Here is a 16,924-nt window from a genome sequence, read left to right as displayed (position 1 = left end):
TAATTGTCGATATAATTATTTAGAAATTGATGGAGAGGAATGGGATCATGAAATTAAATAAACTACTTAAATCACTTGATATAATAAATAATCCAAAAACAGATAATCTTGAAATTGATAATATCGCATATCATTCACAAAAGGTTTTTGCTAATAACCTTTTCGTATGTATTCGTGGATATAAAACAGACGGACATAAATATCTAAAACAGGCTGTTGAAGCTGGAGCAATCGTTGCTGTCGTCGAAGAAATTCAGGAAGATGTTATGATTCCTCAATTTTTAGTAGAAGATAGTAGAAAAGCATTGGCATTATTAGCGTCAACATTTTACGAGCATCCTTCAGAAAAATTGAAGATGATTGGTGTTACAGCAACAAATGGTAAAACGACGACATCTTATATGATAGATGCAATACTAGAGCCAGAAATCTTCCGTACAGGTTTAATTGGGACTGTATCCATTAAAAATGGTGACAAAAAAATACCATCTGATTTAACAACGCCAGAATCACTAGATTTACACCATCATTTGAATGACATGGTAAACAACGACGTTTCTCATGTGACAATGGAAGTTTCCTCGTCTGCATTAGAATTGAATCGTGTCTATGGTGTTGATTATGATATTGTCACATTGAATAATATTAGTTTAGAACATATTGATGCACATGGTTCATTTGAAAGATATTTTGAGGTTAAGTCTAGCTTAATAAAAAATGCAAAAGAAGAAAGTGTAGCAATCCTAAATTTAGACGATAAATACTCTGCTTCTTTAGTAAACGAAACGAAAGCAAATGTATTAACGTTTGGTCTCGAAAATAATGAAGGACATATTCATTGCAACAACTTGGACTTATCAACAGGCCGAGCAAAGTTTTCATTCGAGATTTTAAAAAGCTTTGAAGTAGATGGATTAAAGTTTATGCCGAGTTCTTTTGATGTTGAATTGGCTGTTCCAGGTCTTCACTCCGTTTATAACTCTATGGTTGCGATTATTGTTGGACTAGTTAACGGGATTCCAAGCGCATCCATTACAAAGAACCTCTTGAATTTTAAGGGTGTCCCTAGAAGATTTGAGTTTATCTATGAGGATACATTTAAAATTGTCGATGATCATTTTGCAAATCCTGGGAATATCGATGTTACGATGGGAACGCTAACTGCAATGGATTTTGAAAAACTCCATCTAGTCTATGGTATTCGTGGACAAAGGGGAGCAAAAATAAATCAAGAAAATGCGGAAGCAATTATTAAGTGGGCAAAAAAACTTAACCTAAATGAAGTAACAGCTACAAGAAGTATCTCGCATACAACGCCAAAGGATGAAGTAACTGACGCAGAAGTCAAAGCCTTTATGGACACAATGCAAAAGGCAAATATTAAAGTCAATCTCTATGATGAACTTCCTGACGCGATCAATCTTGCAATTAAAAATGCAGAAAACGATGACCTTGTTTTACTTGCAGGATGCCAAGGAATGGACCAAGCCGCAGAAGTAGTAAATGAAATGATGAAAAAATAAAATTAGGAGCAGTTGAGACGAAATATAATGTCTCTCCTGCTCCTTTTTAATTGTCTTTAGATATAGTAGAATTTCTAATTTCTAATCGATGAGGAAGAATTACATTGCTCTCTTCCACTTCTTCTTTATTCATATATTTCGTCAAAAGACGCATTGCAACAGCACCAATATCATATACCGGCTGAACAACTGTCGACAACGTAGGACGAACCATCTTAGCGAGTCTAGTGTTATCGAAACCAAACACTTGGATATCTTCAGGTACTTTATATCCTTTATCTTGGAAACCATGAATAACTCCAACAGCAATCTCATCCAACGTTGCAAAAACAGATGAAGGCAATTTATCTAATTTGAGAATTTTATCTACCGCATAGAGACCAGCGTTATACGAAGATTCTCCTTGGATAATAAATTCATTATTAAAATCAATATTCGATTCCTTCAATGCACGCTGGTAACCTTCGAACTTCAAATTATTTACGACTGTGTCACTCGTACCCATTACAAAGGCAGGTTGTTCGTTATTATTATTTTTAATTAATTCCATCGTCGCTTCATAGGCTGCAAGCTCATAATTAATATTTACAGAAGAAATCTCTTTTGTAGAGTCGTACGTACCAGCTAAAACAACTGGCACTGGAGCAGTTTTAAACTGTTGTATATGCTCCTCGGAAATATTTTCACCCATGAAAACAATTCCATCCACTTGCTTCTCAAGCATAGTATTGATTAATTCGATTTCCTTTTCTTTAACCGAGTCTGAATTACTTAAAATTATGTTATATTTATACATTGTTGCAATATCTTCAATACCACGTGCTAATTCAGCGAAAAATATATTCGATATATCTGGAATAATTGCACCTACTGTTGTCGTTTTCTTACTAGCTAAACCACGTGCAACAGCATTCGGACGATATCCTAGTCTTTCAATTGTTGCTAATACTTTTTTTCTAGTCGTCGGTTTCACATTCGGATTCCCATTGACAACTCTAGAAACTGTAGCCATGGACACGTTCGCTTCTCTAGCTACATCATATATTGTTATATTCACATTCACTACCTCCTATAGTTCGTCCTCTTTTTTATATCATACTCTACCATGAAAACTTTTTCAAAAATAACGTTAAAAATTCACAAATTATTTACAAAGGCGCAAGCGCCCGTTCAGCGACGTACAAACTGCGCCCCACAGGACGTGGGGTGGTTCAACGTTGCCACGTGATGTGGCGTTCTTAGTTGAACATCCTTTTCCTCTCCTCAAGATAAAGGAAACACGGCGAGGTACGATCCGATGTTGACTTATCGATTGAAGGAGTGCGAAGTTTGATAGTCGGTGGGCGCTGGAGCCGGACGTGGCTATCCTGCTAATAATATCCATACTTTTGATTTTTTATCATTTATTATACTAAAATAAAATAAAAACCCTAGCTAAATAGAAAACTTAGCTAGGGCAGAATTATTTCAGGTTTATTTTAAACGATTTTCTAGATCTGAAATTTCTTCAAAGAATTTATCAAACGTTGGGATATCCATTTGTTGTGCTGAGTCAGAAAGAGCAACAGCTGGATCTGGGTGAACTTCTGCCATAACTCCGTCAGCACCAATTGCAAGCGCTGCTTTAGCTGCAGGAAGCAATAAATCTCTTCTACCAGTTGAATGTGTAACGTCAACAAATATTGGTAAATGTGTTTCTTTCTTAAGTACAGGTACAGCAGAAATATCTAATGTATTTCTTGTAGCTGTTTCATACGTACGAATCCCACGTTCACAAAGAATAATATTAGAGTTTCCACGTGACATGATGTATTCTGCTGCATTTATAAATTCTTGAATTGTTGCAGATAGACCACGCTTTAATAATACAGGTTTTTTAGCATCCCCTGCTGCTTTCAATAACTCGAAGTTCTGCATGTTTCTTGCACCAATTTGAATTACATCAATATAATCAACTGCTTCTTCAATCTGTGCTGGAGTAACGATTTCACTAATAACTGCGAGATCATATTCGTCTGCGACACGTTTTAAGATTTGAAGTCCTTCCAAACCTAACCCTTGGAAATCATATGGAGATGTACGAGGCTTATATGCTCCTCCTCTTAATAACTTAAGGCCTTTTGCCTTAACTGATTTAGCTACTTCTGCAACTTGCTCGTAACTTTCAACTGCACATGGACCAAAGATATAATTCGCATTACCATTTCCAATTGTAGCGCCATTTATTTCAATTACTGTATTCTCAGCTTGTCGTTTTCTGGAGACAAGTAAATCTTTTTTACCATCATCTTCTTGAAGTTCAAGCCCAGCTTTAAATATTTCTTTAAAAATATGATCAATTGTACTATTTTTAAATGGACCATCATTATGTTTCTTAATTTGATCAAGCATTTCTCTTTCACGTACAGGATCAAAGCGATATGTACTCTGTTTCGCCTTTACTTGTCCAATCTCTTGTACCAACGCAGCACGTTGATTGATTAAATCTAAAATCTCTAGGTTTACGCCATCTAGCTGACTTCTAAGCTCTTCTATTTTATTACTCATCCTATACGCCTCCTAAGCTAAATTTTAATAATTAGTCACAATTATAGCCAAATATCTATCGTTTGTCACTATTTACTTTTTTAAAACAATTATTATACAGAATATACGACAAAATAATTATCATTCATTGTATGGTCATGGTACTATTTATATATGAGGAAATATTAATTTCCTATTGCTTTCGTTGTTTAGAAGGGGGTTATGTGTGTTGAGTAAGACTATTTTTTCTTTAGATATCGGTACAAGATCTGTAACTGGTATTCTTATAAATCAATCAAAAGAAAGTTTTTCTATTTTGGATTATTATACAATTGAACATAAAGAGCGCTCGATGCGTGATGGACAAATTCATGATGTTATTGCGGTAGCAGAAGTTATTAAAGAGGTTAAGAAGAAATTAGAAGAGAGAAATGCAATAAGTCTAAAAGAAGTTAGTGTCGCTGCTGCTGGTAGAACACTAAAGACAATTGAGGCTAGTGCTTCTGTAGACTTACTAGAATACCCACTTAAAACAGCTCAAGATATTAAGCATTTAGAACTGTCAGCTCTTAAGGTTGCACAAGAAAAGCTAGCTAGCGAACAAGAGAAGGACAAGTATAGCAATTACTACTGTGTTGGCTATTCTTTATTATATTACAAGCTTGATGATGAGATAATTGGCTCTTTAATTGAACAGCAAGGACAAGTTGCAAGTGTAGAAATTATTGCTACCTTCCTTCCAAAGGTTGTTGTTGAATCATTATTAACAGCATTAAAGTTAGCGGATTTACATATGGATGCAATGACACTTGAACCAATAGCTGCCTTACATGTCTTAATTCCTGAGTCAATGCGTAGATTGAACGTAGTCTTAGTCGATATTGGCGCTGGAACTAGTGATATAGCTATTGCCAATAAAGGCACGGTAGTTGCATATGGAATGGTTCCAATTGCAGGAGATGAAATTACTGAAGCGATAAGTGATCATTATTTGCTTGATTTTCCTGAAGCCGAATCCGTAAAACGCCAAATTGTAAATGAAGGTAAAGCGGAAATCATGGATATTCTAGGTTTTGGTGATGAGGTTACCTACAACGATTTATTAACTGCAGTTGAAAATGATATTAATAAATTAGCGAGTCGGATCGCTAACGAAATATTAGCGCTTAATACTCAATCACCACGAGCCGTCATGCTTGTGGGTGGAGGAAGTTTAACTCCAAATATTACTGAACTAATTGCAGAGAAATTAGATTTACCTGGTAATAGAGTCGCAGTCCGTGATGTCCAAGCAATAGCCAACCTAATTAAGGATGATAAAATACCTGCTGGCCCAGATTTTGTGACACCAATTGGTATTGCAATAACCGCTCAAGAAAGACCTGTTCAATATGTACAAGTAAATGTAAATGATGCAAGTGTCCGTTTATTTGAACTGAATGAACTCACAGTAGGTGATGCATTAGTACAAGCTGGTTATGAAATCAATCGTATGTATGGCAAACCTGGTTTGGCTAAGTTTGTTAAGATAAACGACAAAGAAATCACGATTCCAGGAGAATTTGGTAAAGACCCTGAAATATATTTAAACGGCGAAAAAGTAGAGGTTACTACAAACATTAAAAACGGTGACGTCATTCAGATAAATAAAGGAGTCGACGGCACACCTGCCGAACTTACTCTTGCAGAATTAATTAATAGTGAAGAGCAGAAAAAGATTCATTATAAAAATAAGGAATATGTTATTGGTAATATTTATTTTGTAAACCAAGCCCATAAAGAACCTACTTATATTGTGCAAGATAACGATATGATTGAATGGAAAAATATTGAAACAATTAAAGACTTTCTTGAATTCTATAATATAAATCATACGATTACAACAAAATTTCCAGTGATCATCAATCAAAAGCATCTACAACTTTCAGTTGGAGAAACAAAAATTCTTATTAACGGAGTGCAGGCTAGTTTAGTTGAGCATCTAAGTCATCAAGATCAGTTAGAGATTATTCCTGCTAAAAATCCAACTGTTGAAGATTTATTTACCTTTTTAAAAACAAATTATTGGGATGCAATTACCATATACTTTAATGATGAAAAAGTGACTTTGAAACAAGAAGCCTATCTTGTAAAGCGTAATGATGAGACTCTTTCATTAGATAGTCTTGTTCAGATGAATGATCGAATAAAAATAACAGAAAAACAGACATTCCCATTTATTTTTCAAAATGTTTTTCGTTATGTAGATATTGACTTAACAAATGTACAGGGTACTTTTAAATTATATTGTAATGATGAGCAGGCAGCTTTTGATACGAAAATAAAGACTGGTGATAAACTTTCTATCCTTTGGGAACAAAATAATTAATTTAAATTGTACTTTCAAATGTAAAAAATCTCCCTATGTGTTGTTTTAACACTTAGGGAGTTTTTATTTTCATTGGTAAATTAGATAAAGATTATTTTTGATTTTCTACTTTATCTGCTGCTTCTTCTGTTTTCTTAACTGCTTTATCTGAAGCTTTTTCAACTTTCTTTTCTGCTTCTTTTGCTTTTTTATCTACGTTTTTTTCTGCTTTATCAGCAGCTTTTGTTGCTTGTTCAGAAGCTTTATTCGTAAGATCTTCAGCTTTTTCTGCTACTTCTTCAGTTTTACTTGCTGCTTTCTTTGTTAAGTCTTGTGTTTTTTCACTAACTACTTTAGTGACTTCCTGCGCCTTTTCTGCTGCAGATTTTGATAACTGTTTTGTTTTTTCAGTAAGATCTGTAGAAGTGTCGAGAGCTTTCTTCTTTAAGTCAGAACCAGTGATATAAGCTTTATCTTTCCAGTCTGATCCTTTTTCTACAGCCATCTCTTTAAATTCGCCTGCACGGTATTTAACTTGCTGTGCACCTTTACTTAGATCATCACGTGTTTCTCTACCTGATTTTGGTGCTAGTAGTAACGCTGTAGATGCTCCAATTATTGCTCCTAAAGTTACGCCCATAATAAAATCTTTTGAATTGTTATTCTCTGCCACGTCGATTCCCTCCATATAATTGTAATTTAACTACTTTTTTTCTTAAAAACATATTCTAAAATAGATGCTCCCCATTTAACTGCTTCCGAAGCTTTCTCTTGCTCTTGATGTGATGCTCGGGAAATACTATTTGTAAGCTGTTTCAAGGATTGATCAAATTCCTGCATTGTTTCACCAATGCCTTTTGCTCCATCAAGCAAACTATCAACTTTCATTGACTTTTGCTCAACATCATCAGCTAAGCGATTTGTTTTCGTTAATAATGCTGTTGTTTGATCAGTTACTCCCTTCATTTGTACCTCAATGCCCTCTAATGTTGTTGAAACATCACCAAGAAATTCTTTCGTCACTTTTACAGTATTAATAATGTAAATAGTTAAGACAACAAGAGCTATAACTGCAATTATTATAGCGATGTAAAGCATAATTTCCATAAGATAAAACAGCTCCTTTATTAAATATAAATATTTACTTTGTCTAAGTGACTTTCCTTAAAAAATGTTTTTACCAGTACTTTTTTAAATATACCCTAACTCCCTGTCCTTAAACATTTGTCGAAAGAAAATATCTATAGATTCGTTATAAATAGTATATATGTAAATAAGAATTTTTTCGAATAATATGGCAGAATGTTTATTAAACTAAACAAAAAAACTTGTAGAAATAAATCTACAAGTTTTTATTTGGTAATAAATTCATCAAGAGCATCTGTTTCTGATTTATATGCTTCAATAAACTTTTGGATATCTCCTGCTCCCATAAAGATAATTACACCATCTTTATATTGTTCAAGGACATGGGTTTCTTCAATATCGAGAATTTCACAGTCATCCACTAATTCTTGTAAGTCACCAATGGTCAGCTTACCTTGTTCTTCTCGGGCAGATCCAAATATTTCACATAGATAGACAGCATCTGCTCCTGAAAGACTATCCGCAAATTCCTGTAGAAAAGTCTTTGTTCTCGTAAATGTATGTGGCTGGAATACTGCAACAATTTCTTTTGTTGGGTATTTCTTTCGAGCCGATTCAATTGTTGCCATGATTTCTCTAGGGTGATGTGCATAATCATCAATTATAACTTGGTCGCCAATTTTCTTTTCTGAAAAACGACGTTTCACTCCAGAAAATGTACTTAACTTTTTAATATCATCAACTTCCATATTTTCATAATGACAAATTGCAATAATTGCTAGCGCATTAAGTATATGATGATCCCCAAATAGAGGGATTGTAAATGTATCGTAGAATGTATTTCTTACAAAGACATCAAAAGTTGTTCCATCTTCAGTAATCTTAATATTCTGTGCTTGAAAATCATTTCCTGACCCTAAACCATAATAAACTACTGGTACTTTTGCTGTAATTCTTTGCAGATATTCGTCATCCCCACAAGCAATAATGCCCTTCTTAACTTTATTAGCCATTGACTGGAATGCGTCAAACACATCGTCAACACTAGTAAAATAATCAGGATGATCGAAATCAATATTCGTCATAATTGCATAGTCTGGTTCATAACTCAAGAAATGGCGGCGATATTCACATGCCTCAAAAACAAAGTATTCGCTTTCCAAAAAGCCCTGACCTGTTCCGTCTCCAATTAAATGAGCAGTTGGAAATGCCTCATTTAAGACATGAACAAGTAAACCAGTAGTCGATGTTTTACCATGTGATCCAGTTACTGCAATACTTTTATATTGTTTAATATATTCTCCAAGAAATTCATGGTATCTATAAAATTTACAGCCTAAACGTTTTGCTTCTTGTATTTCTTCATGATCATCAGAAAAAGCGTTACCTGCGATTACAATATATTCTTCTTTTATATTATCGGCGGAAAACGGAAGAATAGGAATACCTTTCTTAACAAGTGCTTCTTCTGTAAAAAATGACTTGCTTACATCAGAACCTTGAACTCTCTCTTTAGAGTCGAAAAGTATTTGGGCGAGCGCACTCATCCCTGTTCCCTTTATACCAATAAAATGGTAAGTTGTCATAAAAAAGAACCTCCAAATGTTCAAAAAGGATTTTACTTACTATTTGTGATAGATTATCACACAAGTAATCATTATAGCAAACAATCTACCACATGAACATGCTTCTTTCATCCTATCCCACTAGGTTATTGTTGATATTCTACTTGTTCCAGTCTAGGGTTAGGACGATATTTCCGTCCTTCTTTCGCTTCTGGTGAACCATTCAGCAGTACAAGATCTCCTGTAAACCCAACATTTAAATTTAACAAACTTCTACCAACTCCATACATATCAACTGGTACATTTGCATCTTCAAATTCTTTGATTCTTTCTTCGGTAAATCCACCAGTAACCATGATTTGAACATGGCTAAAGCCTTCTTCATCAAGTGCACTCCGTAATGCGAAGAGTAATTCTGGATTAACACCTCGAGGATCAAAAGTCCCCATCAAATGATGGTTCCTTAAGAAATATTTATCTACTAGAGTTCTCGATGTGTCCAGTCTGACTGATCTTAATTTATCCCCAAACTTTTTAGCTACTTTTAGTGAGTCTGTAATAACATCATTATTATAGTCAACGAGAGCTGCTAATTCATCATCTGGGAACATCTCATGGTAAGCTTCTGCTGCTGCAACAATATCGCCCCGAAACATTTGAATAAGTGCGTGTGGCATTGTTCCCATACCTTCTTTACCCCACCATTCGTTCATCGCGTGTGTTGCTTGGGCTGTTGAGCCACCAATGAATGCTGCGTACCCATCACCAGCTTGAGTTGTATAATGATCATCACGGTCTCCCATAAAAATAACGGGCTTTTGCTTACCAGATAATCTCGCGGCTTTTACCACATTGTATACATTCGTCGCTACAGATGTTCTTCTAGCTAGTATTCCATCAATTATCCCTTCGAGGAAACCAAACTGTTGATATGCACCAGAAATCGTTAAAACAGTTTCGTAAGGACTAATTTTGTCGCCATCTTTTAAAGAATTAATTTCTAATGTTTCAGGGTTTTCAGCAAAGGTATGTAGCAATGCGATTACTTCATCTGTTCCACAAAGAACAGCATTTTTGCGTTGGAAAAATTGCATAGTAACATAATTATTTGGTAATTTTTCCTCGGCAATTTTCTTGGTTTTTAAGAAGTAGACGGCTGAAAACCATCCTTCACCTATTCTTTCGTCAAATTTGAATGTTTTATTTGTTAAGCGATCTATCTGTCCTGATAATTTTTGTTCAATTTCTTTCATGACTTAAGCTCCTTATAGTAAACATTATGATATTTTTAGTAAAGGCAAGACTAAATCTAATTGTTGATATGAGGAACAAACCCGCTTCGGAAATATACTTCGCTTTCCGCGGGCGGCTGGTGAGCCTCCTCAGTCGCAAGCGACTTGCGGGGTCTCACCGTTGCCTTTCATCCCGCAGGAGTCTTCGTATATTTCCGAAGCTCAATTTAGTTTTCTTATTTTTTATATAAAAATCAAGAATATAAACATTAACATAGTCTAGGTGGAAAGTTCTAAGCATCAATCGCTGATTCGGTTACTAGTACTTCTCTAGGTTTGCTACCGTTTTGACCGGATATGATTCCCTTTAATTCCATATTATCGATTAACCGAGCTGCTCGGTTATAACCTATTTTAAAATGACGTTGTAACATTGATGTGCTAGCACTTCCGTGATTTAAAACAAATTGAATGACGTCTTCTAGTAGTTCATCTACGTCCTCATCTGGCTGGAACTGCTCCAATAGTTGTTCTTGTTCAAATAAATAGTTAGGTTCGGCTATACTCCTAGCAAATGCTGTTACTCTTTCAATTTCTTCATCGGATACAAATGGGCCTTGTAATCGTACACTTTTCCCTTTACCATTTTCGATAAACAACATATCTCCTTTTCCAAGGAGTTTTTCTGCGCCACCAGAATCAAGTATTGTTCTAGAATCAATCTGTGAAGAAACACTAAAAGCAATTCTTGTTGGGATATTGGCTTTTATTAATCCCGTAATGACATCAACAGATGGTCGTTGTGTTGCTAATAAAAGATGTATGCCACAAGCTCTTGCTTTCTGAGCAATTCTACTAATCGAATTTTCAACATCTTGCGGAGACATCATCATTAAATCTGCCAACTCATCAATAACAATTACAATGAATGGCATTTTTTCTTCCCGTCTACCGCTACTAATTACTTTATTATTATAGCGTTCAATATCTCTTACGCCTTCTTTAACAAATCTTTCATAGCGCTCTTCCATCTCATTTACAGCCCACTTTAGACTTTGAGTAGCTGCTTTTACATCTGTAATTACAGGAGCAACTAAATGCGGGATACCATTATACGGAGCAAGTTCTACCATTTTAGGATCGATTAATAAAAATTTCACATCTTCATGGCTTGCTTTGTATAAAATACTTATTAAAATAGAGTTTATACAAACACTTTTTCCTGATCCTGTTGCTCCAGCAATTAGCCCATGAGGCATTTTTTGTATATTTGTTACTTTTGGTTCACCTTCAATTGTAAGTCCTAATGCAATAGAAAGTGGCGATTTGCTTTCTTTAAAATGCTCTGTTTCAAAGATTTCTTGCAAGCCAACTGTTTGAGCTGTTGGGTTCGGTACTTCAATACCGACTGTATTTTTCCCTGGTATCGGTGCTTCAATACGTATATCTTTTGCAGACATATTTAATTTCAAGTCATCGCTTAAATTTCTTATCTTACTAACTTTCACACCCATATCAGGTTGCACTTCGAATCTTGTAACTGCTGGACCTTGTGTTGCTTTAACAACCGTCGCAGATACATTAAAGTGACTTAATGTTTGTTCAAGCATTCGTTGTTGTTCTTCCATCCATAAATCATTTTCTGCATTTACAGGAATAGGATCATTTAAAAGATGCAGTGGTATTTCTTCCTGTTTAACCACTTCCGAATGTTTTATGGTACTGGTTTCTTTCATTCTTTTCTTCTCTTGATATCTTTGTTTATCTATTGGATTCATGACAACATTATAAGGATGAACTTGATTTTCCTGTTTACCTTTTCTTCTATCTTTTCTAGATTTAACTCTTTGTGGTAATTCTGACTTCATTTTATTCTCTTTTTGTTCTTCTACCCTTTTTTCTTCGTGAATAGGCTTTATTTCTTCAGTTACCGTAATCGGTTCGTATGATTCAGAAGGAATATCTTCTTGGATTATTTTTTCTACTTGTGATTCTTTTTTACGTTGGAAAGCTGGTACATCCTCAATTTTATTTTTTGGTTTTTGAAAACCATAAATTGGTGATGGCACGTCAGATGCTTGAAAAGGCGGCGCATTTTCTCGTTTATAAATTTTTCGTGTCTCTTGTTCACTTGTGCGCTTTCTCGGAACGGGTTCGGTATTTCTCTGTTGTTTCCGTCTAACATATGCAGGAGCATCTTCTTTCTTAGACGCTTGCACCGTTTCGTCAGGAATTATTGGAAACCGAAAAGATCTATCCCGCGGATATTGATAGGAAATCTTTGGCTTAATATCTTGTTCACCGGTTCTATTCAATCGCTTATCAGTTATATCATTATTGCTATTTTCATTTTTAAATTTCTGTATTACTTTTTCTTTCCATCGCTTCCACATATCTTTCACTCTTTTCTACTTACAATACATCGTACTTCTTCCATTTTACCAGTTTTCCAATTAATTTGTAGTATTCTATCCAAAAGAAAGACGCATGCTCGAAAGTCACGGCAGCATGCGTCGTAATTAAGATCTTATATTAAAATACAAATTCTTCTCCAGCTTCGTATGTTTCATCTAAAACATAGATTCCTTTTTCTTCTGGAGCATTAGGCAATCCCAGTTCCTTTTGAGAACAAATCATACCGTTTGAAGGAACACCTCGTAATTCTGTTGGTTTGATTTGCAATCCACTAGGCATTGTTGCACCAACTTTAGCAACTACAACCTTCTGACCTTTATCCACATTTGGAGCACCACAAACAATTTTTAGTGTTTCATTACCTACATCCACCTGACAAACACTAAGTTTATCCGCATTTTCATGTTGAGATTTATCTGTTACATAACCAACAACAAATTTCGGACTTAAATCAAAATCTAGTGTGTCATTAAGATTGTTCTTCTGGAAAAATTCTCTGATATTGTCTAAGAATGATTCAGTTAATTTAATTGCACCTGTTTCTTTCATTTCAAAGTGCTTAGATGCTTGAAAGATGTTATAACCTAATACTTTGCCATCATTACTAGTAATTTTCGTAATATCGCCAAATTTCTCGTGGCTTAATTCGTAACGATTACCTTCCTCTATAGGGATAAGTAATACATCACCGATTCCTTTTGGATTATAAAATACGTTCATTGTTCTGGTTCTCTTCCTCTCTAATCTTTTTCTGGGCGATTTTTTGCTAATATGAAAATTGGCTCTAACTTTTTGTCCTCATAAATAAATGGCAAGGAGGTTATTGGTATCCTTCCATCCGTAAAATATTTCATCGTAAGTTGAGCAAGGATATCATAGCCTGTTTTATTTTGAATATCTGCAATAACTAAAACATCCTGGTGTGGGGTTGCAACAGCCATGTCACCTTTCATGTTTACCTTCATCTCTTCTAAAAATGCATCATTTAAAATACGTGACGCATCATAGCCGTCCTGTGTTGCGATAAAATAGAAATCATTATCGGCAACCGTGTCGACTTTCGGTTCTGTAGACAATGATCTAGCATTGAAAAGTGCGATTTCATCCGTTCGTTTCTTCGTCCAACCAGCTTCAGACAGTAAACTTTCATCTATTAAGCGATACGATTTTCCCTCATCAAGCGCATAAAAAATTCTAGTTTCAGCTGTATGGTCACGATAAACAAGTTTCTTTCCAGTCTTTGTTTTTCTCGGAAAAGATGTAGAACGAATAACTGGGAAAACATGCTTTTCCATTCCAATTAGATTTACTTCTTGTTTCATCATTCGTAGAGCCTCTGAAATATGCTCTGTCACTTCAGTAATTGCTTCCTCACCGCGACGATCATATTTAGCGATGAGATTAGGGAGCGTTAGTGTTAGCCCCTGCTTTGTATCTTTCCATTCAATTCTTAACTTGTCATCTTTACGATTAAATTTAAAAGTATATTGCTCATTATCCAGTTTTTCTTTTAAAATATCGTACATCTTAGTACTCGTCATTTTCATCGATGCTTACCTCCTTCAATTACTGAGATCTTTATTTAGCGAAGCCATCGATAAACTGAGTAATCTCTTCTTTCGTTTTACGATCCTTGCTAACAAAGCGTCCAACTTCCTCACCGTTCTTGAAAGCTAGAAAGCTTGGTATACCAAAGATATTTAATTCTTGAGCAAGCTCAATATAATCATCGCGATTCACTTCGACAAATGTAAAGTCTTTATATGATTCAACTATTTCAGGTAATATTGGTTCGATCACACGGCAATCTGGACACCAGCCTGCACTAAACATAAATACAACATTTTCATTTTCTTTTAATTGATTAAATTGATCTACACTTTGTAGTAATTGCATATAATCAGCTCCTTTTACTTCTCTTATCATACCCCTGTTTTTCTTCTGATTCAATTCTCAAGCCTTCTCAACTCGATTCTTGCCTTTGTTCATCCATTCACTGGTAAAATAATCCCTTAACGCATTTCGTTTAATAGATTTATTGTTTCATAAGTGTATTACATTTACTTTTTTAGTTGAATTGTTTAAGATAGAGAAGATTGAATATTCGGAGGTGCTAGTTTGATGGAACTTACAGTTTATTTAGCTGGTCAAATTCATGATGATTGGCGTGAACAAGTAAAAACAAAAGCAAAAGAAAAAAACCTACCACTAACATTTGTGGGACCACAAGAAAGTCATGACCTTTCAGATGATATCGGAGAAAACATACTAGGGGAACAGCCTGGTAAATTCTATAAAGATGATGCTGCTTCAGCAGTAAACAACTTAAGAACTCAAGTTTTAATGCAAAAATCAGATGTCGTTATCGCTCTATTTGGAGAAAAGTATAAACAGTGGAATACAGCAATGGACGCTTCTGCAGCAATTACGATGAATAAACCGACTATTATCGTTCGTCCAGTGGAATTAATTCATCCACTAAAAGAACTTTCTAATAAGGCAAATATCACTGTTGAAACGGTGGACCAAGCCCTAGAAGTTTTGGCTTACATTTACGAATAATAATGAAGGAGCACAGTTCAAATCTGCGCTCCTTTTCTATTATACTCCCACTGGCCTCGAAGTAATTTTACAACGTGCGTGAACATTTCACTTCGATCAACAACGTCATTCGTAAATATTCCAACGGCTCCTTCTTTCGACCTTACATTTTCTTTTTGAGCAAACACTGTCATTAGATCTCCAAGCTCTTTCCCATACTTTAAATCTTTAAGAAAAGCCTGGGGTAAAACAATTCTTGCACCACTCGCTGTATATATTTTTCCTTTTGGAGAAACCAATGCTCCCCAATTACAGAGATAAAGTTCATTCTCAACTATCATAACTCCTCCCTCGAGACCAATGCCTAAACCATTATCGTTTAACTTTGCAGAAGCTACCGCTCGGTTGATCGCACCTTGCCTCGTTTCTTCATCCGATAATGGTTGGGGAGATACGTTTGATGCAACAGATGCACGTCTCACGTCGAATTCAGGAAATACTACTTCACAAGCATTTAACTTTGTCGGGTTATTTGAACCAACTACAATCTCTATGACAATCACCTCAAATTAGAAAAATTGCTGCCACTTTTATAGTAGCAGCAATTTTCTTTAACTATTTTTACGAATCGAGTCAACTGTGCTTTGGTCTGTTGATTTTACTAGTTTAACCAATAGTTCCTTAGCAGCAGCGTAATCATCTACATGAATAATTGATGCAGAAGTGTGAATATAACGTGAGCAGATGCCAATTACAGCACTTGGAACCCCATCATTGGAAATATGAATTTGACCTGCATCTGTTCCACCTTGTGAAATAAAGTACTGGTATGGAATGTTATTGGTTTCAGCTGTATCAAGAATAAATTCTTTCATTCCGCGATGCGTAATCATCGAACGATCTAAAATTCGAACGAGAGCACCTTTACCTAATTGTCCAAAAGCATCTTTATCTCCTGAAGCATCGTTAGCTGGAGAAGCATCAAGAACATATGCGATATCAGGCTGAATCATATTAGCTGCAACTTGAGCGCCGCGTAAGCCAACTTCTTCTTGAACAGTAGCACCAGAATATAACATATTTGGAGTTGTTTCATTTTGTAATTCCTTTAATAATTCGATGGATAGCCCACAGCCGTAACGGTTGTCCCAAGCCTTAGCTAGGATTTTCTTCTCATTTGCCATCGGCTCAAATGGAGTATTTGGCACAATAGAATCACCTGGCTTAACACCAATTTTTTCTACATCTGCTCGATCATCTGCACCAATATCAATTAACATATTTGTAATTTCCATTGGTTTTTTCCGTTGAGCTTCTGTTAATAGATGTGGTGGGATAGAAGAAATCACTCCAATAACTGGACCATTATCCGTCATCACTTGTACACGCTGTGCCAACATAACTTGGTTCCACCAGCCACCAAGTGGTTGAAAACGAAGCATTCCGTTTTTAGTAACCTGAGTGACCATAAAACCAACTTCATCCATATGGCCAGCTACCATAACTTTTGGACCGTCACCTTTTTTTACACCAAATATTCCACCAAGATTATCTTGGACAATCTCATCAGCATATTTTTCTAACTCTTTTTTCATAAATGCTCGGACTTTATGTTCGTTTCCTGGAGCACCTTGTAACTCTGTTAAATTCTTGAATAAATCTAAAGTATCCGTATTCAAATCGATTCCC

The 16,924-nt window shown here is 35.4% G+C and carries 15 protein-coding genes; 3 read left to right on the top strand and 12 right to left on the bottom strand.

Going from position 1 to position 16,924, the window contains the following annotated elements:
• Nucleotides 1-47 precede the first annotated feature (47 nt).
• Complete coding sequence (locus ACXYMZ_RS08555) at nucleotides 48-1,523, top strand: Mur ligase family protein (protein WP_458947974.1); 1,476 nt, start codon at nucleotides 48-50, stop codon at nucleotides 1,521-1,523.
• Nucleotides 1,524-1,569: 46 nt separating this feature from the next.
• On the opposite strand, the gene ccpA is transcribed toward ACXYMZ_RS08555, so the two are convergent.
• Complete coding sequence (gene ccpA / locus ACXYMZ_RS08550) at nucleotides 1,570-2,580, bottom strand: catabolite control protein A (protein ID WP_458947973.1); 1,011 nt, start codon at nucleotides 2,578-2,580, stop codon at nucleotides 1,570-1,572.
• Between the two features lie 416 nt (nucleotides 2,581-2,996).
• Nucleotides 2,997-4,070: a bifunctional 3-deoxy-7-phosphoheptulonate synthase/chorismate mutase gene (locus ACXYMZ_RS08545; RefSeq protein ID WP_458947972.1), complete on the bottom strand. Its 1,074-nt coding sequence runs from the start codon at nucleotides 4,068-4,070 to the stop codon at nucleotides 2,997-2,999.
• Between the two features lie 205 nt (nucleotides 4,071-4,275).
• On the opposite strand from ACXYMZ_RS08545, the gene ACXYMZ_RS08540 reads away from it, so the two are divergent.
• Nucleotides 4,276-6,417 (top strand): cell division protein FtsA, encoded by a 2,142-nt coding sequence (locus ACXYMZ_RS08540; RefSeq protein WP_458947971.1) that lies wholly within the window; start codon nucleotides 4,276-4,278, stop codon nucleotides 6,415-6,417.
• Nucleotides 6,418-6,508: 91 nt separating this feature from the next.
• On the opposite strand, the gene ACXYMZ_RS08535 is transcribed toward ACXYMZ_RS08540, so the two are convergent.
• The 8 genes from ACXYMZ_RS08535 to ACXYMZ_RS08500 form a co-directional block, all read right to left on the bottom strand.
• Nucleotides 6,509-7,069: a YtxH domain-containing protein gene (locus tag ACXYMZ_RS08535; RefSeq protein ID WP_458947970.1), complete on the bottom strand. Its 561-nt coding sequence runs from the start codon at nucleotides 7,067-7,069 to the stop codon at nucleotides 6,509-6,511.
• A gap of 26 nt (nucleotides 7,070-7,095) precedes the next feature.
• Nucleotides 7,096-7,503: a DUF948 domain-containing protein gene (locus ACXYMZ_RS08530; RefSeq protein ID WP_458947969.1), complete on the bottom strand. Its 408-nt coding sequence runs from the start codon at nucleotides 7,501-7,503 to the stop codon at nucleotides 7,096-7,098.
• Between the two features lie 245 nt (nucleotides 7,504-7,748).
• On the bottom strand, nucleotides 7,749-9,068 hold the full coding sequence (murC, locus tag ACXYMZ_RS08525; protein ID WP_458947968.1) for a UDP-N-acetylmuramate--L-alanine ligase: 1,320 nt from the start codon (nucleotides 9,066-9,068) through the stop codon (nucleotides 7,749-7,751).
• 125 nt (nucleotides 9,069-9,193) lie between these two features.
• The gene (locus ACXYMZ_RS08520) at nucleotides 9,194-10,300 is read right to left on the bottom strand and encodes a nicotinate phosphoribosyltransferase (protein WP_458947967.1); all 1,107 of its coding nucleotides are present in this window, start codon (nucleotides 10,298-10,300) and stop codon (nucleotides 9,194-9,196) included.
• 272 nt (nucleotides 10,301-10,572) lie between these two features.
• Nucleotides 10,573-12,672, bottom strand: a complete 2,100-nt coding sequence (locus ACXYMZ_RS08515) for a DNA translocase FtsK (protein WP_458947966.1) — start codon at nucleotides 12,670-12,672, stop codon at nucleotides 10,573-10,575.
• Between the two features lie 139 nt (nucleotides 12,673-12,811).
• Nucleotides 12,812-13,414, bottom strand: coding sequence for a YtpR family tRNA-binding protein (gene ytpR / locus ACXYMZ_RS08510; RefSeq protein WP_458947965.1), 603 nt, complete (start codon nucleotides 13,412-13,414; stop codon nucleotides 12,812-12,814).
• 20 nt (nucleotides 13,415-13,434) lie between these two features.
• The gene (locus tag ACXYMZ_RS08505) at nucleotides 13,435-14,241 is read right to left on the bottom strand and encodes a DUF1444 domain-containing protein (RefSeq protein ID WP_458947964.1); all 807 of its coding nucleotides are present in this window, start codon (nucleotides 14,239-14,241) and stop codon (nucleotides 13,435-13,437) included.
• 31 nt (nucleotides 14,242-14,272) lie between these two features.
• Complete coding sequence (locus tag ACXYMZ_RS08500) at nucleotides 14,273-14,590, bottom strand: thioredoxin family protein (RefSeq protein ID WP_458948175.1); 318 nt, start codon at nucleotides 14,588-14,590, stop codon at nucleotides 14,273-14,275.
• A 225-nt stretch (nucleotides 14,591-14,815) separates the two neighbouring features.
• On the opposite strand from ACXYMZ_RS08500, the gene ACXYMZ_RS08495 reads away from it, so the two are divergent.
• A complete protein-coding gene (locus tag ACXYMZ_RS08495; protein WP_458948174.1) occupies nucleotides 14,816-15,256 on the top strand; it encodes a YtoQ family protein in 441 nt (146 codons plus the stop codon).
• A gap of 17 nt (nucleotides 15,257-15,273) precedes the next feature.
• Here ACXYMZ_RS08495 and ACXYMZ_RS08490 read toward each other — a convergent pair whose 3' ends face one another.
• Together ACXYMZ_RS08490 and ACXYMZ_RS08485 are read right to left on the bottom strand one after the other, a co-directional pair.
• Complete coding sequence (locus ACXYMZ_RS08490; RefSeq protein WP_458948173.1) at nucleotides 15,274-15,789, bottom strand: DUF84 family protein; 516 nt, start codon at nucleotides 15,787-15,789, stop codon at nucleotides 15,274-15,276.
• A gap of 57 nt (nucleotides 15,790-15,846) precedes the next feature.
• Nucleotides 15,847-16,914 (bottom strand): M42 family metallopeptidase, encoded by a 1,068-nt coding sequence (locus tag ACXYMZ_RS08485; RefSeq protein WP_458947963.1) that lies wholly within the window; start codon nucleotides 16,912-16,914, stop codon nucleotides 15,847-15,849.
• Nucleotides 16,915-16,924 lie beyond the last annotated feature (10 nt).

The sequence above is a fragment of the Oceanobacillus sp. CAU 1775 genome (assembly GCF_054482815.1).
The sequence above is the reverse complement of the archived record's forward strand: the minus strand, read 5'-3'. Positions and strand labels throughout refer to the sequence as shown.